Genomic DNA, 22,135 nt, shown 5'->3' on the forward strand with positions numbered 1-22,135 from the left:
TTGTTTTTATGGTGTGGTTACCGTTCCAAGCAGCTGGGCTGCCTCACGCAGTACCGCTGGTGGCTGCACCAGGGCAAAACGCACGAATCCCTCGCCCTGGGCCCCAAAGGCCCTCCCCGGGCTGAGGGCCACGCCGGTCTGCTCTGCGACCCGGACTGCGAACGCCACGCTGTTCGTCAGGCCTGGCACGCGTGCCCAGGCGTACATGCTGGCCTGGGGCAACGCGACTTCCCAGCCCAGGTCGCGTAGGGCCGGCACAAGTGCGTCGCGCCGTGCCTGAAACTCGGCAGCTCCGGCGCGCCCCACTTCTTCGGGCAGACGCAGGGCCAGCGCCGCCGCACGCTGAATGCCCAGGTAAGGATGAAAATCCACCGCGCCCTTGACCCGTGCCAGCGCAGCGATGACGTCGGCGTCCCCGGCGGCAAAGCCAACCCGGAAACCCCCCATATGATGAGTCTTGCTGAGCGAGTGCAGTTCCACCACGCCACTGAGGCCAGCTTCCAGCGCACTGGGCGCCCGGTAGTCTCCGAACGTCAGCTCGGCATACGGATGGTCGTGGATCAGCAGAGCGCCCATGGACCGGCACCAGCCGGCTGCACGCTCAAAAAAAGGCCGGTCCGCCACGGCCGACGTCGGGTTGTTCGGATAGTTCAGCAGCAGGGCCCGCACCGCCAGATCCTGCCGCACAGCTTCCAGGTCCGGCAGGAACCCAAGCTCGGGAAGGAGTGGAAGAGGCTCTACGTTGAGCCCCGCCACCGCTGCGGCGCCCAGATAGGGTGGGTACCCAGGATCAGGCAGCAGCAACGTATCGCCGGGATCGGTGACGGCCAGCAGCAGGTGGGCCAGACCCTCCTGCGCTCCGATCAGCGGCAGCACCTCCGTGTTCGGATCCACCTGGACGCCAAATCGCCGCTGCAGGTAGGCGGCCGCTGCCTCACGCAGCGGAGCCGTGTCGGAAAACAGCGGGTAGCGGTAGGTGGATGGATCACGGGTCGCCTCACGCAACTCGGCCAGCACGACGTCCGGCGGCGAGAGGTCGCTGCTGCCGATGCTCAGATCAATAATCTGCCTGCCGTTTGCTCGCGCGCGTCCCTTGGCTGAGTCCATCAACGCAAAAACGCTGCCCGGCACCGCTGCCGCCCGCTTTGAAGCCCACATGCTTCCAGCCTAGCAACCGGCGGTGGCTGATGACCTGGGTGGGCAAGGGTCCACACAGCAGCTCTCACTGCGCGTACCCTGACAGGCATGGCCGACGCCAGCTTCCAGGTTCTGACTGCCATGATTACGCCCGCCGTGCTGATCAGCGGGGCTGGCACCCTGCTGATGAGCACCAGCAGCAGGCTGGGCCGGGTCACCGACCGGGTGCGGCATCTGACGGCCCGATTCAAAGTACTGGTGACGCCGGAAGGACAGCTCGAGCCACTGGCCCGCGAGGAAAAACGCATGATCGTTCAGCAGCTGCCCAAGCTGGCCCGGCGCAGCCGCATGATCGTACGGGCCATGACCGCCCTGTATCTGGCGGTGGCGCTGCTGGTGCTGACCAGCATCCTGATCGGCAGCGCGGCGCTGCTGAACCAGGCGCACGGTCCAGCCCCGGTGCTGCTCGCCATTGCCGGGGCGGCTTCTCTGGCGTACGGAGCACTGCTGCTGAGTTTCGAAACGCGCCTGAGCGCCCGCACCACCCGGGAGGAGATGCAGTTTCTGGTGGGCCTAGGCGAGCACTACGCAGACCTGTATGACAGCAAGGTTGAGCAGACCGGTCTGCCCGTCACCAGATAGCCCTGAGGCATGCAGCGCGCTTTCGCTGCCCGTGCTTAGCATTCGAAAGGCTCGCCCTCTTGGTATTTCGTCCCGGTGTCCACGGCTGGGGACATGATCTGCATACTGTTGCGGAGTTGGTAACCAGAGCACCGGCTGGCGCATGATTCCGGTCTATCTCTGCAGTAGTCCACCGAACTGACAGCCCTTCTGGCGATAACTGAGAAGACTAAAAGAACGCTCCCGCCTGAGTCAGGCGGGAGCGTTCGGTATCAGCTTCAGCTGGTGTAGGTCACGTTGTCGTTCACCACGCCGGGGCGGGTGTCGTCGTAGGAGCGGTTGCCCGTCACCGAATCGGTGCTGGTGCTGCCTTCGCCGTACTTCTCCAGCGTGCGGTCGTCGGCAACCTGCATGTCGCGCACGGTCTGCAGGCCGGTACCGGCGGGAATCAGCTTCCCGAGGATGACGTTTTCCTTCAGACCGATCAGGTCGTCGACCTGACCCTTCATGCTGGCTTCGGTCAGCACGTGGGTGGTGTGCTGGAAGCTCGCGGCCGACAGCCAGGACTTGGTGGTCAGGCTGCTCTTGGTGATGCCCAGCAGCACCGGCTTCCAGCTGGAGGGCGTCTGGCCTTCAGCCAGGGCGCTGTTGGCCTGGTCCACTTCCCAGCGCTCGACGGTCTGGCCTTCGAGCAGGTCGGTGTCGCCGCCGTCAACGATTTCCACGTAGCGCAGCATCTGGCGGATGATGACCTCGATGTGCTTGTCGTGGACCTTCACGCCCTGGCTGCGGTACACGCGCTGCACTTCGTCCACCAGGTACTTCTGGGCGGACTCGTTGTCCTTGTGCTCCAGCAGGTCGTGGGGATTGACTGCGCCGCGGGTCAGCTGCTGACCGGCTTCCACGCGTGCGCCGTCCTTGATTTCGGGCAGCAGACGGGTTGCGCGTGACACCTTGTGGAGCTTGCCGCTGTACTGCGCGTCATCAGCTTCCACCTTGATCAGGTAGCGTTCTTCCTCTTCGGTGATGTGGATGGTCCCGGTGGTGTCGGCGATCAGTGCCGGCACCTTGGGCTTGCGGGCTTCGAACAGCTCGATCACGCGGGGCAGACCCATGGTGATGTCGCCGCCGCCGGCGATCCCGCCGGTGTGGAAGGTACGCATGGTCAGCTGCGTGCCGGGCTCACCGATAGACTCGGCGGCCACGACGCCCACGGCTTCACCCATGCTGACCGGCTTGGCCTGCGACAGGTCGTAGCCGTAGCACTTCTGGCACACGCCGCTCTTGACGCGGCAGTTCAGCGGGGTGCGGACGTAGATCTCGCCCAGAGCCTTGGCGTCCTGAGTGATGGCCTTGACGTCTTCCAGGCTCAGCATCTCGCCTTCGCGGATGGTGTGGCCGTTCGACAGTTCAACGTCAGCGGTCAGGGTGCGGCCGTAGATGCTGGTCTCGATTTCGCTGCCCTTGCGGGTGCGCCACTCGCCGGTACGCTCGTCGGTGGCGCCCAGCGCCATGACCGTGTAGTCGGTGCTGCCGCAGTCCACGTCGCGCACAACGACTTCGTGAGCCACGTCGACCAGCTTACGGGTCAGGTAGCCGGAGTCGGCGGTACGCAGCGCGGTGTCGGCCCCACCCTTACGGGCGCCGTGGGTGGAGATGAAGTACTCCAGCACGGTCAGACCTTCACGGAAGTTCGCGCGGATCGGCACTTCGATGGTGCTGCCGTCCGGGCGGGCCATCAGGCCGCGCATGCCGGCCAGCTGACGCACCTGCTGCGGGTTACCACGGGCGCCCGACTGGCTCATGATCCACAGGGGGTTAAAGGGGTAGTTCTGGCTGAAGTTCTCGAACACCGCGCTCTTGACTTCGTCGGTGGTGTCGTTCCACAGCTGCACGATCTGCTTGTAGCGCTCTTCTTCGGTCATGAAGCCGAACTCATAGTTCTGCTCGATGGAGCGCTGCTTCTCGTCAGCTGCAGCCAGGATTTCGGGCTTGTTCGGCGGAATGACGATGTCGTCAATGCCGATGGTGATGCCCGAGGAGGTGGACAGCTTGAAGCCACTGGATTTGAGCGCGTCGAGCAGACCGGCGGTCGCCTCGATGCCCAGCTCCTTGAAGCAGGCCATGACCATGTCCTTGAGGTTGTCCTTCTCGTAGGCGGTGTCGAGGTTCATCAGCGTATCGACCAGGTTGGCCTGGGTGCCCAGGGCTTCCTGCACGATGCGGCGGAACATCACGCGGCCGGCGCTGGTGTTGTGGGTCACGCCGTTCAACCGGATGCGCACGTGATCCTGGTAGTCGATCTCGCCGCGTTCGACGGCCATGATGGCCTCGTCGGGGTTGGAGAAGACGTACTTGATCAGGCCGGGGGTGATGTCCTGGCCATTGAGCGTGACGGCGCTGTTCAGGGCAATGGTGCCGTTCTCAAGCGCGTCGAGCACGTCCTGCTCGCTGGTGAACGCGGTGCCGGCGCCCAGGTTGTCCTTGCGCAGCTGCGTCAGCGTGAAGATCCCCAGGATGATGTCGCGGCTGGGCTTGACGTTCGGCTCGCCGTTGGCGGGCGAAAGCAAGTTGTGCGAGGCCAGCATCTGGATGCGGGCTTCAGCCTGCGCCTGCGCGGAGAGGGGGACGTGAATGGCCATCTGGTCGCCGTCGAAGTCGGCGTTGAAGGCTTCACAGACCAGCGGGTGCAGCTGGATGGACTGACCTTCGACCAACACCGGCTCGAACGCCTGAATGCCCAGTCGGTGCAGGGTGGGCGCGCGGTTGAGCAGCACGACCTTGTCCTCGATCACTTCTTCCAGGGCGTCCCACACGCTGTCGCGGGTATCGCGGTAGCGTTCGAGCATCTTGCGCGCCTGCTTGATGTTGGTGACTTCGCCCTTCTCTTCGAGCACCTTGAACAGGAACGGCTTGAAGAGTTCGAGCGCCATGCGCTTGGGCACACCACACTGGTGCAGCTTGAGCTGCGGGCCGACCACAATCACGGAGCGGCCGGAGTAGTCCACGCGCTTACCCAGCAGGTTCTGGCGGAACCGGCCCTGCTTGCCGCCCAACAGGTCAGTCAGGCTGCGCAGGCTGCGGTCGGAGCCGGGGTTGGTGACGGGGCTGCCGCGGCGGCCGTTGTCGATCAGCGCGTCCACCGCTTCTTGGAGCATGCGCTTCTCGTTGCGGATGATCATGTCGGGCGCGCCCTGGTTCATCAGCTTCTTGAGGCGGTTGTTGCGGTTGATCAGGCGGCGGTACAGGTCGTTCAGATCCGAGGTCGCAAAGCGACCGCCGTCCACCTGCACCATGGGGCGCAGATCTGGTGGCATCACCGGCACGGTGTTGAGGATCATCCAGCTGGGGTTGTTGCCGCTGCGCTTGAAGCTGCGGGTGACTTCCAGCCGTTTGCGGGCCTTGGCGCGCTTGTGGCGTGAGGAGTCCTTCATCTGCTCGCCCAGTTCGGCGGCCAGCTCGTCGAGGTTCAGCTCGTCGAGCAGTTCCTTGACGGCTTCGGCGCCCATCTTGGCTTCGAAGTCGTAGGACTCAATGACACGGACCTGCTTGCGCACCAGGTCGATCTCGATACGTCCGCTGATCTCGCTGCGGACGTTGCCGCTGTCGGCCAGCTCGTCACCGGGCTCGACGCGGTCACCGATGACCACGAGAGGCTCGTCCTGGTAGGGGTAGACCTTGGCCTTGGAGACGATGATGCTGGCCGGCGTGTGAAGCGTGATCACACCGTCGGCTTCCGCGATGATCTCCTCTTCTTTGTCGATGGCCCCCACGACCTTCTGGCCCTTGCGGACTTCAGAGCCGTCCCCGACCAGCACGTGCATGGTGGGGTTGATGGGGTACTCGGCGCGGCGGGTCCAGTGGGCTGTGACCTTCACGTCGCCTTTCTTGGGGAAGGTAACGCCTGACAGGCGGCTGTCGCGGCTCAGGCGCAGGCGGTCGCCGGCACTGGCTTCGGCCAGCAGCGCGCCGGCTTCCACGATCTCGCCGTGGGCAACCTGCACGTTCATGCCGTGCGGGATGTACACGCGCGCCAGCACTTCGCCCTGGGCGGGGGTATCGTCTTCGCTGTCGCTTACGGACTCGCGCAGCTCGACCATCACGCTGTCTTCGCCCATGTCGTGCAGGAAGGCGGTGCCGTCCACCGGAGCGGTGATCTGCACGTCGGCTTCCAGTTCGGCCAGGATCTCACCGGCGCGGAAGGTTTCCTGCTGCACCAGCGCGTCGGCGGGCACGGGGAGGCTGGCCTCGACCTGTTCGGCGTAGGCGATCTCGGCGCGGCGCGGGAAGCGGTACTGTGCCAGACCGTCCATCTTGGCCACAACGTTGCCGCCCAGAATCTGGCCACGAGTGACGTACTCGCCGTCACGGATGACAGCTTCGGTGCCGCCTGGCAGGGCGTAGGTTTCCTGACGGCCATAGCGCAGCTCGCGGTACTCGTCGTCGCTGAGCAGTTCGCCGCGCTTGAGGGGGCGGCCGTCCTTCTGGGCGTTCAGCGGCTGGGTCACCAGGAAGGAGCTGAAGTACAGCACCTTCTCCAGCTGACCGGCCGACAGATCGAGCAGCGTGCCGATCTTGCTGGGCGTGTCCTTGACGTACCAGATGTGCGCGGCGGGCGTGGCCAGGTCGATATGGCCCATGCGGTAGCGGCGCACCTTGCTGGAGGTAACTTCCACTCCGCAGCGCTCGCAGACCTTGCCCTCGTAACGCTGGCGCTTGTACTTACCGCAGGCGCACTCGTAGTCCTTGATGGGCCCGAAGATGCGCTCGTCGAACAGACCTTCGCGCTCGGGCTTCAGGGTGCGGTAGTTGATGGTCTCGGGTTTCTCGACCTCACCAAAGCTCCACTCGCGGATTTTTTCCGGGCTGGCAATGGCGATACGGACTTTGCTGAAATCTTTCACGGCTTCTCCTGTGAGAGAGGCTTGTTGTCGGGGTCAAAGCGGGCTGAGCCGGGAGGGCAGGGGAGGGGGGACTCCTCCCCTGAGCGCTTTAGCGCTTGGGCATCATGCCTTCGAAGATGTCGACGGGACGGTCGCCCGCGTCGAGCACCTCGACGTCCAGGCCCAGCGAGTGCAGCTCCTTGAGCAGCACCTTGAAGCTTTCGGGGATGGTGCTGCCCGACACTTCTTCGCCCTTGACGATGCTCTGGTACGCGGCGTCGCGTCCATCGATATCGTCGGACTTGATCGTCAGCATTTCCTGCAGGGTGTGCGCCGCGCCGTAGGCTTCGAGCGCCCACACTTCCATTTCCCCAAAGCGCTGACCACCGTTCTGGGCCTTACCACCCAGCGGCTGCTGGGTAATCAGGCTGTACGGGCCAGTGGAGCGGGCGTGCAGCTTGTCTTCCACCATGTGGTAGAGCTTCATGACGTACATGGTGCCCACGACCACGGGGCCGCTGATGGGCTCGCCGCTGCGTCCGTCGTACAGGATGCTCTTGCCGGTGCGGGCCAGCTGCATCTGGGCGCGCTCGTAGTCGCTGCCGGGAGCGTCGATGACGCCCAGCTTGCCGGCGCGGTCCAGCACTTCCTGCTCGCGCTTGTCGAGCTCGAAACCCTCGTCCTTGCGGGCCTGCAACCTCTCGGCGGCAGCCACTTCCAGCATTTCCTTGATGGTCGCTTCGGTGACCGAGTCGAACACGGGGGTCTCGAACTTCTGGCCGGTCAGGCGGGCCACTTCACCCAGGTGGGTTTCGAGAATCTGGCCCAGGTTCATGCGGCTGGGGACGCCGAGCGGGTTGAACACCAGGTCCACGGGCGTGCCGTCTTCCAGGTAAGGCATGTCCTCGGGGCGCATGATCTTGGAGACCACGCCCTTGTTTCCGTGACGGTTGGCGACCTTGTCGCCCACCTGCAGCTGACGCTTCTGGGCCACGTACACGCGCACCATTTCACGCACGCCGGGCTTGAGGTCCACGCCTTCGTCACCGCGGCGGAAGCGCACGGTCTTCACGACGATGCCGCCCTGGCCCGACATGACGCGCAGGCTGGTGTCCTTCACTTCGCGGGCCTTCTCGCCGAAGATCGAGCGCAGCAGACGCTCTTCGGGGGTGGGCTCAGACTCACCCTTGAAGCTGGTCTTGCCGACCAGGATGTCGCCGGGCTTGACCTCGGCGCCCACGCGCACGATGCCGTCCTCGTCGAGGTCGCGCAGCGCGGCTTCGCTGAGGCCCGGGATGTCACGGGTGATCTTCTCCGGTCCGAGCTTGGTGTCGCGCGCGTCGATCTCGTCTTTTTCGATGTGGACGCTGGTGTAGAAGTCCTTCTGGACCAGGCCCTCGCTGATGCAGATCGCGTCTTCGAAGTTGAAGCCGTCGAAGGGCATGATCGCGATGGTGATGTTCTGACCCAGTGCCAGGCGGCCCAGGTCGGAAGCGGGACCGTCGGCGATGACCTGTCCGGCCACCACTTCGTCACCCACGTTCACGATGGGCGCCTGGTCGAGGTTGGTACCCTGGTTGGAGCGGGTGAAGCGCACCAGTTCGAAGGTGCGGACGTTGCCCTTGACCATGCCGGCCTCGGCGCTGTCCTCACTGAGGGTGATCTGGATGGCGCGGGCGTCCACGTAGGTCACGCGGCCGGTCACGTCCGAAACGACGCTGGTGCCCGAGTCGGTCACCACGCGGCGCTCCACGCCGGTGCCCACGGCGGGGCTGTCGGCGCGCACCAGGGGAACGGCCTGCGACTGCATGTTGGAACCCATCAGCGCGCGGTTGGCGTCGTCGTGTTCTAGGAAGGGAATCAGGGAGGTGTTGATCGAGACGATCTGCTTCGGGCTCACGTCCATGAAGTCGACTTCTTCGGGGGTGTACCACAGCGGGTCACCCTTGCGGCGGGCCAGAACGCGCTCGTCGGCGAAGGTGTTGTCGTCGTTCAGCGGGCTGTTGGCCTGAGCGATGGTGTAACGGTCCTCGATGTCGGCCGTCATGTACACCACGTCGTCGGTCACGCGGCCGTTCTCGACGCGGCGGTAAGGCGCCTCGATAAAGCCCAGGTCATTGACCTTGGAGTAGCTCGACAGCGAGGAGATCAGACCGATGTTGGCGCCTTCAGGCGTTTCGATCGGGCAGATACGGCCGTAGTGGGTACGGTGCACGTCACGCACGTCGAAGCCGGCGCGCTCGCGGGTCAGACCGCCTGGGCCCAGTGCGGAGATACGGCGCTTGTGGCGCAGGTCCGACAGGGGGTTGGTCTGGTCCTTAAACTGTGACAGCTGGCTGCGGCCGAAGAATTCACGCATGGCTGCCACGATGGGGCGGTTGTTGACCAGCTTGGTGGGGGTCGCGGCGTCGGGGTTACCCAGCAGCATGCGCTCGCGCACGCCACGCGCCATACGGCCCATGCCCACACGCAGCTGGTCGGCGAGCAGTTCGCCCACGGTGCGCACGCGGCGGTTGCCGAGGTGGTCGATGTCGTCTTCGCCCACCGGCACGTCGGTGACCACGCCGTCCTCGTCGACCATCTTCACGGTCTCGAGGCCCTGCTGCAGCGCCATCAGGTAGCGGATGGTGTCCACCAGACCCGCGTCGCTGAACTTGCCGTCCTCGAACTTCAGCAGCGTGCGCTCGGGGCGGTTGACGCCCAGTTTGGTGTTCATCTTGAAGCGGCCGGGCTCGCCCAGGTCGTAGCGGCGGGGATCGGCCAGCAGACCGTACAGGTACTGGGTCGCCTTGTCGCGCTTGGGCGGATCACCGGGACGCAGCACCGTGAACAGACGCAGCAGCGCCTCGTCAGCGCCCATACCGGCGCTCTTGTCCTCAGGCAGTTCCACGTCGGGCTCGAACTCGGTGAACAGGGCGCGCAGCTGGGCGTCGTCGTAGCCCAGGACGCGCAGCAGCAGCGCCACAGGGAACTTGCGCTTGTTGACCTTCATTTCCAGCACGCCGCCGGCGAACTCCAGCTCGATCCACGGGCCACGCTTGGGCATGGGGATGATTGCGCCGGTGTACATCTTCTTGATGCCCTTGTAGGAGCTCGTGAAGTACACGCCGGGGCTGCGGTGGATCTGGGAGATCACCACGCGGTCGGCACCGTTGATTACGAAGGAGCCGTCCTCGGTCATCAGCGGCAGGTCACCCAGGAACACCTGGTCTTCCTTGATCAGACCGCTGTCCTTGTGGATCAGCTGAAGCTTGGCGTACATCGGCGCCTGATAGGTCAGGTCCTTCTCGCGGCACTCTTCAGGGCTGTAGGGCGGGTCACCCAGGCGGTACTCCAGGTAGTCGAGCACCAGACCGGTCGAGCGGCCCTTTTCAGTTTCGTCAATCGGGAAGACTTCTTTGAAGGCACTCTGGAGTCCGGCGTCTTCACGGCGGTCCGGGGCCCGGTCGGCCTGAAGGAACGCCCGGAAGGAGTTCACCTGTACTTCGGTCAGATTGGGGAGCGGGATGACTTCTTTAATGTCACCGAAACGCTCGATGCGGGGTTCGATACCGTTGAAACTCATGCACACCTCGCTTGCGTGCTCCCTGCACTCACACACGTCTCCCCGGGGCTGAAAAAGACGCGGCTGGGAACGCAACCCCTCCGGTTGCGTTCCGCTTGTTCAAACTCAGTTGTGAAGTCCAGCTTCCTGCAAGGAACTCCTGCCCAACCCATCATGGTCGGCCACAGATCAGTCTACACCTGTACGGCGCAGCCCGTCAAATGCGACTGATGGTGCAGGTCGCTGAATGCTGGGGCGGAGCATAGCAGACCATTCACGACTTGCCCACTGCAGATGCTTCTCATCTTTCTTCACGTACCAGGTTCTTCACGTAGTCTCAGGGCATGACTCCTGGGTCCATCTTTGCGCAGGCGCCGTGGCTGTTCACGCTGTTCTATATCCTGAACATCATCTGCCTGATACACGCAGTCGCGACGCGCCGTGGCCTGCTTTGGATTGTCTTTCTGGGAATCAACCTGATGTTCGGCGGTTTTCTGGCCACACTGCTGTACTTTTTCATGGAGTTCCTGCCAAGTCTGCGCGGCAGCCGGCGCGGCGCCGGAATCGCCGTGCAGCGGGGTGTGGAGGCCATCAAGCCGCTCGATACCCGGATACGGGAAGCGCAGGCACGCCTGAACGAGAGTGACACTCTGCAAAACCGCGCTGACCTTGCAGCTCTGCTGTCACGAGCAGGGCGTCAGGCCGACGCGCAGGCAGTCCTGGAACCGCTATTGCACGGGATCTATGCCGACGACCCCGTTGTGCTCTTGACCAGCGCTGAATTGGACCTGCAGAGGGGACAGCCAGCTGAGGCCGAGGCCAAGTTGAGCCGGGTGGACTTGCGAACCAGCGCGGCCACGCGTACCCGTAGCCTGACGCTGCTCGCGCGCGCGCAGGAGGCTCAGGGGAAGCTGGAGACCGCCGAGACTTACCAGCAGGCCATGCAGGGTGCCACCAGTGAGGAGCCGCGCGCCCGGTATGCGGCGTACCTGATCCGGCAGGGGAGAGCCGAGGAAGCCCGGCCGATACTTGAAGGACTGGCCCGTACAGAGCAGCGGGCAACAGCGCTTTACCGCCGTCAGGAGCGTGAGTGGTTCCAACTGGCTGCCGGATTGCGCCGTGAACTGAAGTAGGTTTCAGCGGTGCCCCTAGCCGGTTATGTCCCTGGGGAACATCAGACATAGAAGAGAACGAAACTTACACAGCTTTTCTTGAAAACTGCCGTGTTGCTGGCGCCCTTCTTCGGGGATGACTGGCGCATCTCTAAAACCAGCCTCCTGAAGGTCATTCCACCCAGCTAAGTTTCGGCGATCAGACCGGACGGAGCATGGTCGTGAACCGAAACAGATCTCTGGAAGAAATGCTTGAGCTTGAGGCGCCACATCAAGTCCGGCCGCCTGGGCCAGGGCGTCCCCATCCGGGCGTCGTGGATCGGGAAGAGCCACTGCATCTCTGCTACTGGTATTGACTTGAAAGCCAACAGGTGTACTGCTGCTCGGCGCCGTCTGACTGATGAGGCTCACAAGGCCAGCCCGTCAGCCGATCAAACGCGGCTGTCTTGTAGGCGGACCGACCGTTGTCTCATGAGACCGGGTGTCAATCTCCCAGGAAGGGAGGAGGCCAACCGTACCCTCTATGCGGGTGACGGGTTCGGATTCCATAAGGTTATGCTGTACTGGCGTGACAATATGCGGCACTCTATTCAGTGGTTCGTTGCCAGTGCTTTCCCGCAACCCCAGAGACTGATGGTTTCTGGGCCAAAACGGCTGGCCAGCAAAAACAAAAAAGCCCCCGACCATTACGGTCGGGGGTGCACTCCGGTGTAGCGAAAAGCAGGCCTGCGGCTCCGGGGAGCCGGGGCTGGCTTACTTCAGCTCAACCTTGGCGCCAGCGCCTTCGAGCTGGGCCTTGATCTTCTCGGCATCATCCTTGCTGATGCCTTCCTTCAGGACGCCGCCCTTCTCGCTCATGTCCTTGGCTTCTTTCAGGCCCAGGCCGGTGATGGCGCGGATTTCCTTAATAACGTTGATCTTGCTGGCGCCGGCGTCAACCAGAACGACGTCGAACTCGGTCTTCTCTTCAGCAGCGGCGGCGGGGCCAGCAGCGGCAGGGCCGGCGGCGACAGCAGCGGTCACGCCCCAGGTTTCCTTCAGACCGTCAATGAGGTCCGCGAGTTCCATGATGGTGAGCTGGCCGAGCTGGTCGATAAGAGCCTGTTTGTCGTAAGCCATGATTGTTTCCTCCGAATTTGAATTTGTGGGGTGGCGCACTTGAAGCGCACCAGATCTTGCTTTGGATTAAGCGTTTTCGCCTTCGAGCTTCTCGCGGTACGCTTCGAGAATCCCGACGAAGTTGCTGAGGTGGGCGCTGAGCACGCCGACCATTTCGGCCTGCAGACTCTGCTTGCTGCCCAGGCTGGCCAGGCGCTCGACGACTTTCACGTCGACCTTGTTGCCTTCGACAAAGCCGCCCTTGATGGCGGGAATACCCTTGTCGTTTTTCTTGGCCGCGTCGCTCAGGGCCTTGGCAACCCCGGCGGGGTCTTCATGGGCCAGTACGAGGGCACTGGGGCCTTTCAGGGCGTCGCCGAAGTCACGGCCGCCATCCTGAAGGGCGAGGTTGATCAGGGTGTTCTTGGCAACGATCAGCTGCCCACCCTTCTCACGGATACTCTTGCGCAGCTCGCTCAGCTGGCCGGCGGTCAGGCCCTGGTAATTGACGACGTAAAACGTCTCAATGCCCTGAAGGCTGCCCTGAAGGCTGCTGAGGGTCTGCTGGTTCTTTGCGTTCGCCATGCAGTGAACCTCCTTTGCTGGTGAACAAGTCCAGGTGCACATTCGCAGCCTGGCAACTCGGCGGGATGTTTAAACCTGGCAAGGGTCCCCGCTGTCTTGGGTGCCGGAATTGGGGCCTATTAAAAAGGTGCGAGGTGCACCGGGGTGCTGAGGTTAGGAGGGTCCAGGGAAGTCAGATCACTCCTGGACCCAAGGCCGTTAGGCCTGTGCGCCGCCACTCAGGGTCAGCGGAATGCTGGGTCCCATGGTGGTGGTCATGTAAGCGCTGCGCAGGAACACACCCTTGGCAGTGCCGGGCTTGGCCGCTTCCAGCGCACTGATCAGCGCGCCGTAGTTGGCGCTCAGGTTGCTGGGATCAAAGCTGGCCTTGCCGATAGGTGCGTGAACCACGCCGGTCTTGTCGTTACGGAACTCGATGCGGCCAGCTTTGAGGCCACGTACCATACCGGTAACGTCAGGGCCGACGGTGCCACTCTTGGGGTTAGGCAGCAGGCCGCGCGGCCCGAGCAGGCGGGCGAGCTTCTGGCCTACGGCCGCCATCATGTCAGGGGTGGCCACCACGGCGTCGAACTCCATGAAACCGCCAGCGATGCGCTCGATCAGCTCATCGCTGCCGACCACATCAGCGCCAGCTGCTTCGGCGGCAGCAACGTTCTCACCCTTGGTGATCACGGCCACGCGCACGGTGCGGCCCGTGCCGTGAGGCAGCGCAACAGTGCCGCGGACGTTCTGGTCACTCTTACGGGGATCGATTCCCAGACGGAAGTGCACTTCCACGGTCTCGTCGAACTTCGCAGTGGCGAGTTCCTTGACCAGGGCGGCAGCTTCGTCAATGGTGTACTGCTTGTTGCGGTCAACTTTTTCAATCAGTGCGCGGTAGCGCTTGCCGTGCTTAGGCATTGGGGGCCCCCTCAATGGTGACGCCCATGCTGCGCGCGGTACCGGCCACGGTGTTGGCGGCGGCTTCCAGGCTGCCGGCGTTCAGGTCAGGCATTTTGGTCTTGGCGATTTCCAGAACCTGCTCCCAGTTCAGCTTGCCCACTTTGGCCTTGTTCGGCGTGGCGCTGCCCTTGGAAAGGCCAGCGGCCTTGCGAATCAGATAGCTCATGGGAGGCGTCTTGGTGATGAAGGTAAAGGAGCGGTCCGCGAAGATGGTGATCTCCACGGGAATGATCGCATCACCCTTATCAGCAGTCTGGGCGTTGAACGCCTTGGTGAACTCCATGATGTTCGCGCCGTACTGACCGAGCGCGGGACCGACGGGGGGGGCTGGTGTGGCCTTCCCGGCGGGGAGTTGCAGTTTGACAATCCCGGTAATTTTCTTCATGCATTTCCTCCTTAGCTCCCCCGGAGCTCGATACACACGGTATTGAGCGGGGTGCTGACGCTAAGTTCCGATCACGACATTGCACATGTCGCGGCGGCAACTTTTCTACTGTACTGTCTGCCCGGCCCTTTGCCAAGAGGGAACAGCGCGGGGGCTGGGCAGACAGTCTTTACTTGCTGACCTGCGAGAAGTCCAGCTCCACCGGCGTTTCACGGCCGAAGATGCTGACCAGCACCTTGACCTTCGCCTGGGGCAGGTTGACTTCGCTAACAACACCGCTGAAGTCGGCAAAGGGTCCGCTGGTGACGCGCACCATGTCGCCTGCCTTCAGGTCAATCTTCACGCGGGGTGCTTCTTCTACAGGCGCCTGAGTCGCCACACCTACTGAGGCCAGCAGGCGGTCCACTTCCTGAGTGGACAGGGGGACCGGACGGGTGGCAGTGCCGACAAAGCCGGTGACGCCGCTGGTGCCGCGCACCACTTCCCACGACTCGCCCAATTCTCCGGGCGCGTCGTCATCCTCAACGTCCATCTGCACAAAGACGTACCCGGGGAAGAGCTTGCGCTGGACGGTTTCCTTCTTGCCGCCGTCACGCAGTTCTACTGCTTCCTCAGTGGGCTGCAGTACCTGAAAGATCTTGGTGCCGCGCATGCCGAGTTTGGTTGCGCGTTCCATCAGATGCTGCTCCACGCGGTCTTCCTGACCAACGTAGGTGTGCACTGCGTACCATTCGATACTCACGCCAGGACCGCCTTAATCAGGTTGCTGAACAGAAGGTCCAGCGCGAAAACAATCAGCGTCAGGGCCACGACAAAGATCAGCACGGCCTGCGTGCCGTCCAGCACCTGTTGCCGGCTGGGCCAGGACACGCGCGAGAGTTCCGCGCGGGAATCCCGGAAGTACTGAATCAAGTTCATGAAGTCACCTGGATCAAGAGCAACGAGAGTCGGGTGCCAGGGCAACGCTGTCCCTCTTGAGGGACAACGTCATGGCCTGGAATCAGACCTTCTTCTCTTTGAAGACCACGTGCTTCTTGGCGACGGGGTCATACTTACGCAGTTCCATCTTGGCCTGCGTGTTGCGGCGGTTCTTGGTGGTGGTGTAGTAGAAGCCCGTGCCTGCGGTGCTTTCCATTTTCACGATGATGCGGGGGCCGTCCTTAGCCATGTGATGCTCCTTTCGCAGACCCGCCTGGAGGCGGAATCCTGCTCCCAGCGTCCGCTTTAGCGGCTTGATCCTTCGCTGGTAAAAGCCCGCCTTCTGGCGGGCAACATTCCGATTATAAGCACCAAGGCCTCAGGTGTCCACTGCCTCTGCCATACCTGTAGGGAATTCGTCAATGCCCACTGTTTTTCTGCGCTGCCAGGAATGATGGATCTGCTCCTGGCCTATGCGGCGCTGCATGTCGTTGGGATCTTGCGCTCAGCCTGGCACGTCATGTATGGAACGGCCAGGCCACATGACGTCTGCACAAGATCCCCGTTCAGGATATAGATCTGACGTGCGCCGGACGGTGACGGAAATGTTTCCGTCAGCGCCGGCCAATCTTTGCTGCCTGGACACACTGCTGAGGCCTGACCGTGGAGCCGCAGGATAAGGGGAGCGCCCTCAAGCGAACAGAACAGCAGGGTCATGCGGGGCGACTGTATCAGCTGGGCTGTTGTCTCGTTGCCGCTCCCAGTGACGTTGAGACATATCACCCGGTTCTCTGTAAGACCCGCAGGCTGTCCATGCCTTGAGGTGACACGCCGAGACGGCTGTCTGGCACGGCAATTGCGACAAAAAAATGTGCTGAAGCTGCTTGTTCATCACTGGCAATACTTCCGAGGCACCGAAAAGGGGAGGCCGTTGTGGCCTCCCCTTGAGAAGTGGTGTCTTACTCCAGGACCTTGGAGACGACGCCAGCGCCGACGGTACGGCCACCTTCGCGGATCGCGAAGCGCAGACCTTCTTCCATGGCGATGGGCTTGATCAGTTCCACGGTGAAGGTGACGTTGTCACCAGGCATGACCATTTCGACGCCTTCAGCGAGTTCCACGATACCGGTCACGTCGGTGGTGCGGAAGTAGAACTGGGGGCGGTAGCCACCGAAGAAGGCGCTGTGACGGCCACCTTCATCCTTGGACAGGATGTAGACGCTGGCTTCGAACTTGGTGTGGGGCTTGATGCTGCCGGGCTTGGCCAGCACCTGGCCACGCTCGACGTCATCACGGGCCACACCACGCAGCAGCACGCCCACGTTGTCGCCGGCCATACCGCTGTCGAGCAGCTTGCGGTGCATTTCCACGCCGGTCACGGTGGTTTTCTTGGTGTCGCGCAGACCGATGATTTCGACTTCGTCCTGGATCTTGACGATGCCACGCTCCACACGGCCGGTAGCCACGGTGCCACGACCGGTGATGGTGAACACGTCTTCGACGGGCATCAGGAAGGTCTTGTCCAGGTCACGCTCGGGGGTGGGGATGTAGCTGTCGACGGCGTCGAGCAGTTCCCAGATGTTGTCGACCCACTTGTTCTCGCCGCGGGCGGTCTTGGGGTTACCCTGCAGGGCTTCGAGGGCCTGCAGCGCGCTGCCCTTGATCACCGGCAGGTCGTCGCCGGGGAACTCGTACTTGCTCAGCAGTTCGCGCACTTCCATTTCGACTAGCTCGAGCAGTTCTTCGTCGTCGACCATGTCGACCTTGTTCATGAACACCACGATGTACGGCACGCCAACCTGACGGGCGAGCAGGATGTGCTCGCGGGTCTGGGGCATGGGGCCGTCGGCGCTGGAGACCACCAGGATCGCGCCGTCCATCTGCGCGGCGCCGGTGATCATGTTCTTGACGTAGTCAGCGTGGCCGGGGCAGTCCACGTGGCTGTAGTGACGGGTCGGCGTGTTGTATTCCACGTGGCTGGTGTTGATGGTGATGCCACGGGCCTTCTCTTCAGGCGCCTTGTCGATCTGGTCGTAGGCCAGCGTTTCGATGGTCGGGTCCATCGCGGCCGCCGTGAAGGTGATCGCTGCCGTCAGCGTGGTCTTCCCGTGGTCGACGTGTCCAATCGTCCCCACGTTCACGTGGGGCTTCGTGCGCTCAAACGTTCCCTTTGCCATGATGGTTTCCTCCTGATGGGGTCTGCCCGCTGCGGGGCAAGCGTTGCCAGTTTACTCGTCTACCCCGTAAACGCCAAGCGCAACAGGGTGCGACTACAAAAGAAGAAGCGCGGCCTACTGGAGAGCAGGCCGCGCCGGGTGATTGGAGCTTCTGATCGGACTTGAACCGATGACCTCTCCCTTACCAAGGGAGTGCTCTACCGCTGAGCTACAGAAGCAAGTGAAAAAGCGGGAAACGAGACTCGAACTCGCGACTTTCAGCTTGGGAAGCTGACGCTCTACCAACTGAGCTATTCCCGCGTATTCGGTGGTGGGCAGGGGCGGATTCGAACCGCCGTACACGTACGTGAACAGATTTACAGTCTGTCGCCTTTAACCACTCGGCCACCTACCCATTTTTCTCGGCCCTGATTGTCCCGCCTTGCAGCGAGGTGGAGCCACCCAGGAGAATCGAACTCCCAACCTTCCGATTACAAGTCGGGTGCTCTACCAGTTGAGCTAGGGTGGCACCTTCATTGAGGCAGACAGGTAGCGACAATGCTCGCCTCTGAGTGCGGAAGTTCTCGCTTGGCGCGATCTCTTCCGGCTGGGAATAGTAGCACCGGGCATAGGAGGTGTCAATCATGTCCTCCGGGAAGTCGAAATGAGCCGGTGAAATGAGCCATTCGGCGCATACCGCACTGGGCCACGCGGCGTATGCTGGCCGCCATACCAGTCTCCGGATACGAGCCTGTTCCCCGGCTGCTGAGCGATCCCGCCTGTTGCTTTTTCCTTCTTTCTCTCCCTCAATGAGGTTTCCCTTGGACAGTTTCCGCACGCTCTGGCCGTATCTGTTGATGCACCGGCGGCAGTACATCATCGGTCTGCTGGCCGTGGTGGTCGCCAACAGCGTCAGCCTGCTCCCTGCATATCTCATCCGCCTGACCATTGATGGCTTGACCGGGCAGATTGACACCGACCCTGCCACTGCCGGCCTGACCCTGTCTCAGGTGGGATGGTATTCGCTGGGCATGGTCGCCGCAGCGGCGACAGCCGGCAGCTTCATGCTGGTGATGCGGCGCATGATCGTGATCGCCTCGCGCCAGACCGAATATGAGGTCCGGCGCGACATCTTTTCCCACCTGCAGACTCTGGACAAGTACTACTACGACCGGGCCCGCACCGGTGACCTGATGAACCGCCTGACCGGTGACCTGAGCGCGGTACGCGAGATGCTCGGCTTTGGCGCTTGGCAGATCGTCAATATTCTGTCGGGGTTCCTGACTGCGTTCGCAGTCATGTTCAGCCTGAGCTGGCAGCTGACCCTGATCGTCATTGCCGTGCTGCCGATCATTGTCGGCGTGCTGTCCTACCTCGCACGTCTGATCAACGCCCGGCACAAGCTGGCCCAGGAGCAGAACTCGCTGATCGCGGCCCGGGCGCAGGAGAATTTCAGTGGCGCGCGGGTGGTCAAGGGCTACGCCATTGAGGACCGTGAAATCGAGGACTACCGCAACATGAACCTTGAGCTGCTGCGGCGCAACATCGCCCTGACCAAGGTGGACGGCCCGTTGCGGTCGTTTACCAGCCTGCTGCTGGGACTGGCCTTTGGGCTGATTCTGCTTTACGGCGGCCGCATGATCCTGAGTGACCGCAGCAGCTTTACTCCCGGCATGCTGGTGCAGTTCCTGATCACGCTGGAGCGGCTGACCTTCCCGATGCTGATGGTGGGCTGGATTACCGGTGTCACGCAGCGTGGCCTGGCGTCCTGGGTGCGCCTGCGCGAAATGCTTGATGCCCGTCCCCAGGTCTTTGACGTTCCGGGGCGCACGGACTACGGTATTCGCCGCATTCGGGGTGACGTGAGTTTCAACAATGTCAGCGTCCGATATGGACAGGCAACAGTGCTTCGGAACGTGACCCTGGATATTCCGGCGGGCACCTTCCTGGGCGTCACTGGTCCCACCGGCAGCGGCAAGACCGTCCTGGCCCAGCTGATTACCCGCAGCATGGACGCCACGAGCGGCGTGGTGAAGGTCGACGGCCATGATGTCCGCGTTATTCCCCTGCAGGTGCTGCGTGAGGCCATCAGCGTGGTTCCCCAGGAACCCTTCTTGTTCAGTGACACCATTGCCAACAACATCGGTTTCGGGGTGGAAGACCAGGAACTGCCGGTGGTTCCGGCGGGTGTGAGCGTGGTCGGGATGCCGCTGCCACCTCACCTGCCCCAGCGCCCGGACCCTGAGCGGGTGCGTGAGGCCGCGCGGCTGGCCGGACTGCTCGAAGATGTCGAGGCGTTCCCGGAGGGCTTCGGTACCATGCTGGGCGAACGCGGCGTGACCCTTTCGGGCGGGCAGCGTCAGCGCACCGCCATTGCGCGCGCCATTGTGCGTCAGCCGCAGATCCTGATTCTGGACGACAGCCTCTCAGCGGTGGATACCGAAACAGAGCGCCGCATTCTGGACGGTCTGCGTGAGATCAGCCAGGGCCGCACGGTGATTCTGATCGCCCACCGCATCAGCACCCTGCGTCACGCTGACCGCATCGTGGTCCTGGAAGAGGGCCGTCTGACCGAACAAGGAACCCACGACGAGCTGCTGGCCCTGGGCGGCCACTACGCCGAGCTCGAACGGCTGCAGCGCCTGGCCAGTGACCTGGACCGTGACGACGAGGCGGTTGCCGATCCTGAGGACGCGGCCGACCGCCTGGAACATGACATTCCCCGTGCCAGTGAGGTGACGCGATGACTCCCCCCGAAGCTGATATCGACCAGAAGGGCTTTGACCTGGAGCTGACCCGGCGCATCCTGGCCTACCTGCGGCCCTACACGAAGCTGGCGGTAGGCGGGGTGGGGCTGGCGCTGCTGACGGCCATGGTGCAGCCGCTGCCAACCCTGTTGCAGCGCCGCGCAATCGACAAGTATCTGGTGCCGTATGTCCAGGACAACAGCCTGAACCCGGACGTGCTGTACCGCGGGCTGGTCCTGATTGTTCTGGGCTACGTCGGCCTGAAGATCGTGGAGTTCATCCTGAACTACGCCAGTACCATCGCAATCGGATACCTGGGCCAGAGTGTGCTGCGCGACATCCGCGCCGATGTGTTTACCAAGCTGCAGCGCCTGCAGCTGTCGTACTTCGACCAGAACCCGGTGGGGCGCCTGATTACGCGTGTGACCAGTGATGTCGACGCCATCAACCAGTTCATTACCGGCGGGCTGATCAGCCTGATCACCAGCTCCTTCCTGATCCTGGTGTTTGTGACCGTGATGCTGACCGTCAACTGGCAGCTGGCGCTGATTTCCTTCACCGTACTGCCGATCCTCTTTGTCGCCACGAATTTTTTCCGGACCCGGCTTCGCGATGCCTTCCGGGTCACCCGCACCCAGCAGGCCATCGTGAACAGCAAGCTCAACGAGAACATCACCGGCATGCTGACGGTGCAGCTGTTCGGTCGCCAGCGCCGCAGCGCGCTGGACTTTGACCACAGCAACCGCGCGCTGCTGACCGCCAGTGAGAACAGCGTGCGCTGGTTCTCGTTGTTCATGCCGACGGTGGCGGTGCTGGGTCAGGTGGCGGTGGCGCTGGTGCTGTACTTCGCTGCCCGCCAGATTCTTGGCACAGATGCGGTGGGGACCGGCGTGGCCGCTGCGGTAACGGTCGGAACGCTGTTCGCCTTCGTGCAGTGGACCCAGCAGCTGTTCCAGCCGATTCAGGATCTGGCCGATGTGTTCAATAACCTGCAGGCCGCCATGGCCAGCAGCGAACGGATCTTTGGAGTACTCGACACGGCCGAGGAAATTACCGATAAGCCGGACGCCAAGCCGCTGAAGAACTTTGAAGGCCGGGTGGACTTTGACGATGTCTGGTTTGCTTATGACGGCAGCGTGCGCTCAGACACCCCAGACACCGATGACCGGTGGATCCTGCGCGGACTGGACCTTCACATCCAGCCGGGCGAAAGCGTGGCGCTGGTGGGTGCTACTGGTGCCGGCAAGACCAGTGTGACGGCTCTGGTCAGCCGCTTTTACGACGTGCAGCGCGGCGCAGTACGGGTGGACGGCACCGATGTGCGGGACCTCCAGCAGTACGATCTGCGCCGCCACGTCGGTGTGGTGCTGCAGGACGTGTTCCTGTTCGCGGGGACCATCGAAGGCAACCTGACGCTGGGGAACCCTGAGATCCCCCACGAGCGCGTGGTGGAGGCCTGCAAGTACGTGGGGGTCCACGAATACATCCTGGGCCTTGAGGACGGTTACCAGACCGAGGTCCGTGAACGCGGTGCCACCCTGTCTACCGGTCAGAAGCAGTTGCTGGCATTTGCCCGCGCCCTGATTCAGAACCCCGACATCCTCCTGGTGCTGGACGAGGCCACGGCTAACGTGGATACCGAGACGGAACTGCGTATCCAGGACGCCCTGACCAAGGTGATGCGCGGGCGCACCAGCATCATCATCGCCCACCGGCTGAGTACCATCGAGCATTGTGACCGCATCATCGTGATGCGTAAGGGCCGCATCGTAGAGCAGGGCAGCCACATGGAACTGCTGGCCAAGGGCGGCTACTACGCCAAACTGAACCGCCTGCAGTACGCCCAGGGGGACGCTGCGGACTAAAGGGTTTAAGCAAAGAATCAAGGCGCCCGGTGTTGATCAGGGCGCCCTGTTTTTGTCCTGATAGAGATCAGGGTGACTATGGAAGTTTCTGCTTGGTTTCCTGCGTGTGCCAGGCAGAAAGACTTTGGTCATCCGCACCTGC

Annotated in this window: 16 protein-coding genes and 4 tRNA genes; 5 read left to right on the top strand and 15 right to left on the bottom strand. The window is 62.8% G+C overall.

Annotated features, from left to right (window positions below):
* Positions 1-6: 6 nt before the first annotated feature.
* A complete protein-coding gene (locus DEIDE_RS03460; protein WP_012692564.1) occupies positions 7-1,158 on the bottom strand; it encodes an aminotransferase class I/II-fold pyridoxal phosphate-dependent enzyme in 1,152 nt (383 codons plus the stop codon).
* A gap of 87 nt (positions 1,159-1,245) precedes the next feature.
* On the opposite strand from DEIDE_RS03460, the gene DEIDE_RS03465 reads away from it, so the two are divergent.
* Positions 1,246-1,779, top strand: a complete 534-nt coding sequence (locus tag DEIDE_RS03465; RefSeq protein ID WP_012692565.1) for a DUF2721 domain-containing protein — start codon at positions 1,246-1,248, stop codon at positions 1,777-1,779.
* A 257-nt stretch (positions 1,780-2,036) separates the two neighbouring features.
* Here the strand turns inward: DEIDE_RS03465 and DEIDE_RS03470 are convergent, their stop codons facing one another.
* Both DEIDE_RS03470 and rpoB read right to left on the bottom strand, forming a co-directional pair.
* Positions 2,037-6,662 (bottom strand): DNA-directed RNA polymerase subunit beta', encoded by a 4,626-nt coding sequence (locus DEIDE_RS03470; RefSeq protein ID WP_012692566.1) that lies wholly within the window; start codon positions 6,660-6,662, stop codon positions 2,037-2,039.
* 88 nt (positions 6,663-6,750) lie between these two features.
* Entirely contained in the window at positions 6,751-10,206 is a 3,456-nt protein-coding gene (gene rpoB, locus DEIDE_RS03475; RefSeq protein WP_012692567.1) for a DNA-directed RNA polymerase subunit beta, read from the bottom strand.
* Positions 10,207-10,529: 323 nt separating this feature from the next.
* On the opposite strand from rpoB, the gene DEIDE_RS03480 reads away from it, so the two are divergent.
* Positions 10,530-11,318: a tetratricopeptide repeat protein gene (locus DEIDE_RS03480; RefSeq protein WP_012692568.1), complete on the top strand. Its 789-nt coding sequence runs from the start codon at positions 10,530-10,532 to the stop codon at positions 11,316-11,318.
* Between the two features lie 336 nt (positions 11,319-11,654).
* Entirely contained in the window at positions 11,655-12,011 is a 357-nt protein-coding gene (locus DEIDE_RS19850; RefSeq protein ID WP_415542892.1) for a DUF2239 family protein, read from the top strand.
* 39 nt (positions 12,012-12,050) lie between these two features.
* Here the strand turns inward: DEIDE_RS19850 and rplL are convergent, their stop codons facing one another.
* The 12 genes from rplL to DEIDE_RS03545 all read right to left on the bottom strand — a co-directional run bounded on the left by rplL (position 12,051) and on the right by DEIDE_RS03545 (position 17,910).
* Positions 12,051-12,416, bottom strand: a complete 366-nt coding sequence (gene rplL / locus DEIDE_RS03490) for a 50S ribosomal protein L7/L12 (protein WP_012692570.1) — start codon at positions 12,414-12,416, stop codon at positions 12,051-12,053.
* Positions 12,417-12,482: 66 nt separating this feature from the next.
* Positions 12,483-12,980, bottom strand: a complete 498-nt coding sequence (gene rplJ / locus DEIDE_RS03495; protein WP_012692571.1) for a 50S ribosomal protein L10 — start codon at positions 12,978-12,980, stop codon at positions 12,483-12,485.
* A 198-nt stretch (positions 12,981-13,178) separates the two neighbouring features.
* On the bottom strand, positions 13,179-13,880 hold the full coding sequence (rplA, locus tag DEIDE_RS03500; protein ID WP_012692572.1) for a 50S ribosomal protein L1: 702 nt from the start codon (positions 13,878-13,880) through the stop codon (positions 13,179-13,181).
* A complete protein-coding gene (rplK, locus tag DEIDE_RS03505; RefSeq protein ID WP_012692573.1) occupies positions 13,873-14,307 on the bottom strand; it encodes a 50S ribosomal protein L11 in 435 nt (144 codons plus the stop codon). Before rplK ends, rplA begins: the two co-directional genes overlap by 8 nt.
* Positions 14,308-14,476: 169 nt before the next feature.
* Positions 14,477-15,049 carry a transcription termination/antitermination protein NusG gene (gene nusG / locus DEIDE_RS03510; protein WP_012692574.1) on the bottom strand — a complete coding sequence of 191 codons (573 nt, stop codon included), beginning with the start codon at positions 15,047-15,049 and terminating at the stop codon, positions 14,477-14,479.
* Positions 15,046-15,225: a preprotein translocase subunit SecE gene (gene secE, locus DEIDE_RS03515; protein ID WP_012692575.1), complete on the bottom strand. Its 180-nt coding sequence runs from the start codon at positions 15,223-15,225 to the stop codon at positions 15,046-15,048. Before secE ends, nusG begins: the two co-directional genes overlap by 4 nt.
* Positions 15,226-15,307: 82 nt before the next feature.
* Positions 15,308-15,475, bottom strand: coding sequence for a 50S ribosomal protein L33 (gene rpmG / locus DEIDE_RS03520; protein ID WP_012692576.1), 168 nt, complete (start codon positions 15,473-15,475; stop codon positions 15,308-15,310).
* A 709-nt stretch (positions 15,476-16,184) separates the two neighbouring features.
* Positions 16,185-17,402, bottom strand: coding sequence for an elongation factor Tu (tuf, locus tag DEIDE_RS03525; RefSeq protein WP_012692578.1), 1,218 nt, complete (start codon positions 17,400-17,402; stop codon positions 16,185-16,187).
* A 143-nt stretch (positions 17,403-17,545) separates the two neighbouring features.
* Positions 17,546-17,620 (bottom strand) — tRNA-Thr (locus DEIDE_RS03530).
* Positions 17,621-17,629: 9 nt separating this feature from the next.
* Positions 17,630-17,702, bottom strand: a tRNA-Gly gene (locus tag DEIDE_RS03535).
* 8 nt (positions 17,703-17,710) lie between these two features.
* A tRNA-Tyr gene (locus tag DEIDE_RS03540) sits at positions 17,711-17,796 on the bottom strand.
* Positions 17,797-17,834: 38 nt separating this feature from the next.
* Positions 17,835-17,910 (bottom strand) — tRNA-Thr (locus tag DEIDE_RS03545).
* Between the two features lie 328 nt (positions 17,911-18,238).
* Between DEIDE_RS03545 and DEIDE_RS03550 the strand changes: the two genes are divergently transcribed.
* Positions 18,239-20,128 (top strand): ABC transporter ATP-binding protein, encoded by a 1,890-nt coding sequence (locus tag DEIDE_RS03550; protein ID WP_049760501.1) that lies wholly within the window; start codon positions 18,239-18,241, stop codon positions 20,126-20,128.
* Positions 20,125-21,993 (top strand): ABC transporter ATP-binding protein, encoded by a 1,869-nt coding sequence (locus DEIDE_RS03555; RefSeq protein ID WP_012692580.1) that lies wholly within the window; start codon positions 20,125-20,127, stop codon positions 21,991-21,993. Before DEIDE_RS03550 ends, DEIDE_RS03555 begins: the two co-directional genes overlap by 4 nt.
* Positions 21,994-22,135: the final 142 nt, after the last annotated feature.

The organism is Deinococcus deserti VCD115, from assembly GCF_000020685.1.
Lineage (GTDB): Bacteria > Deinococcota > Deinococci > Deinococcales > Deinococcaceae > Deinococcus > Deinococcus deserti.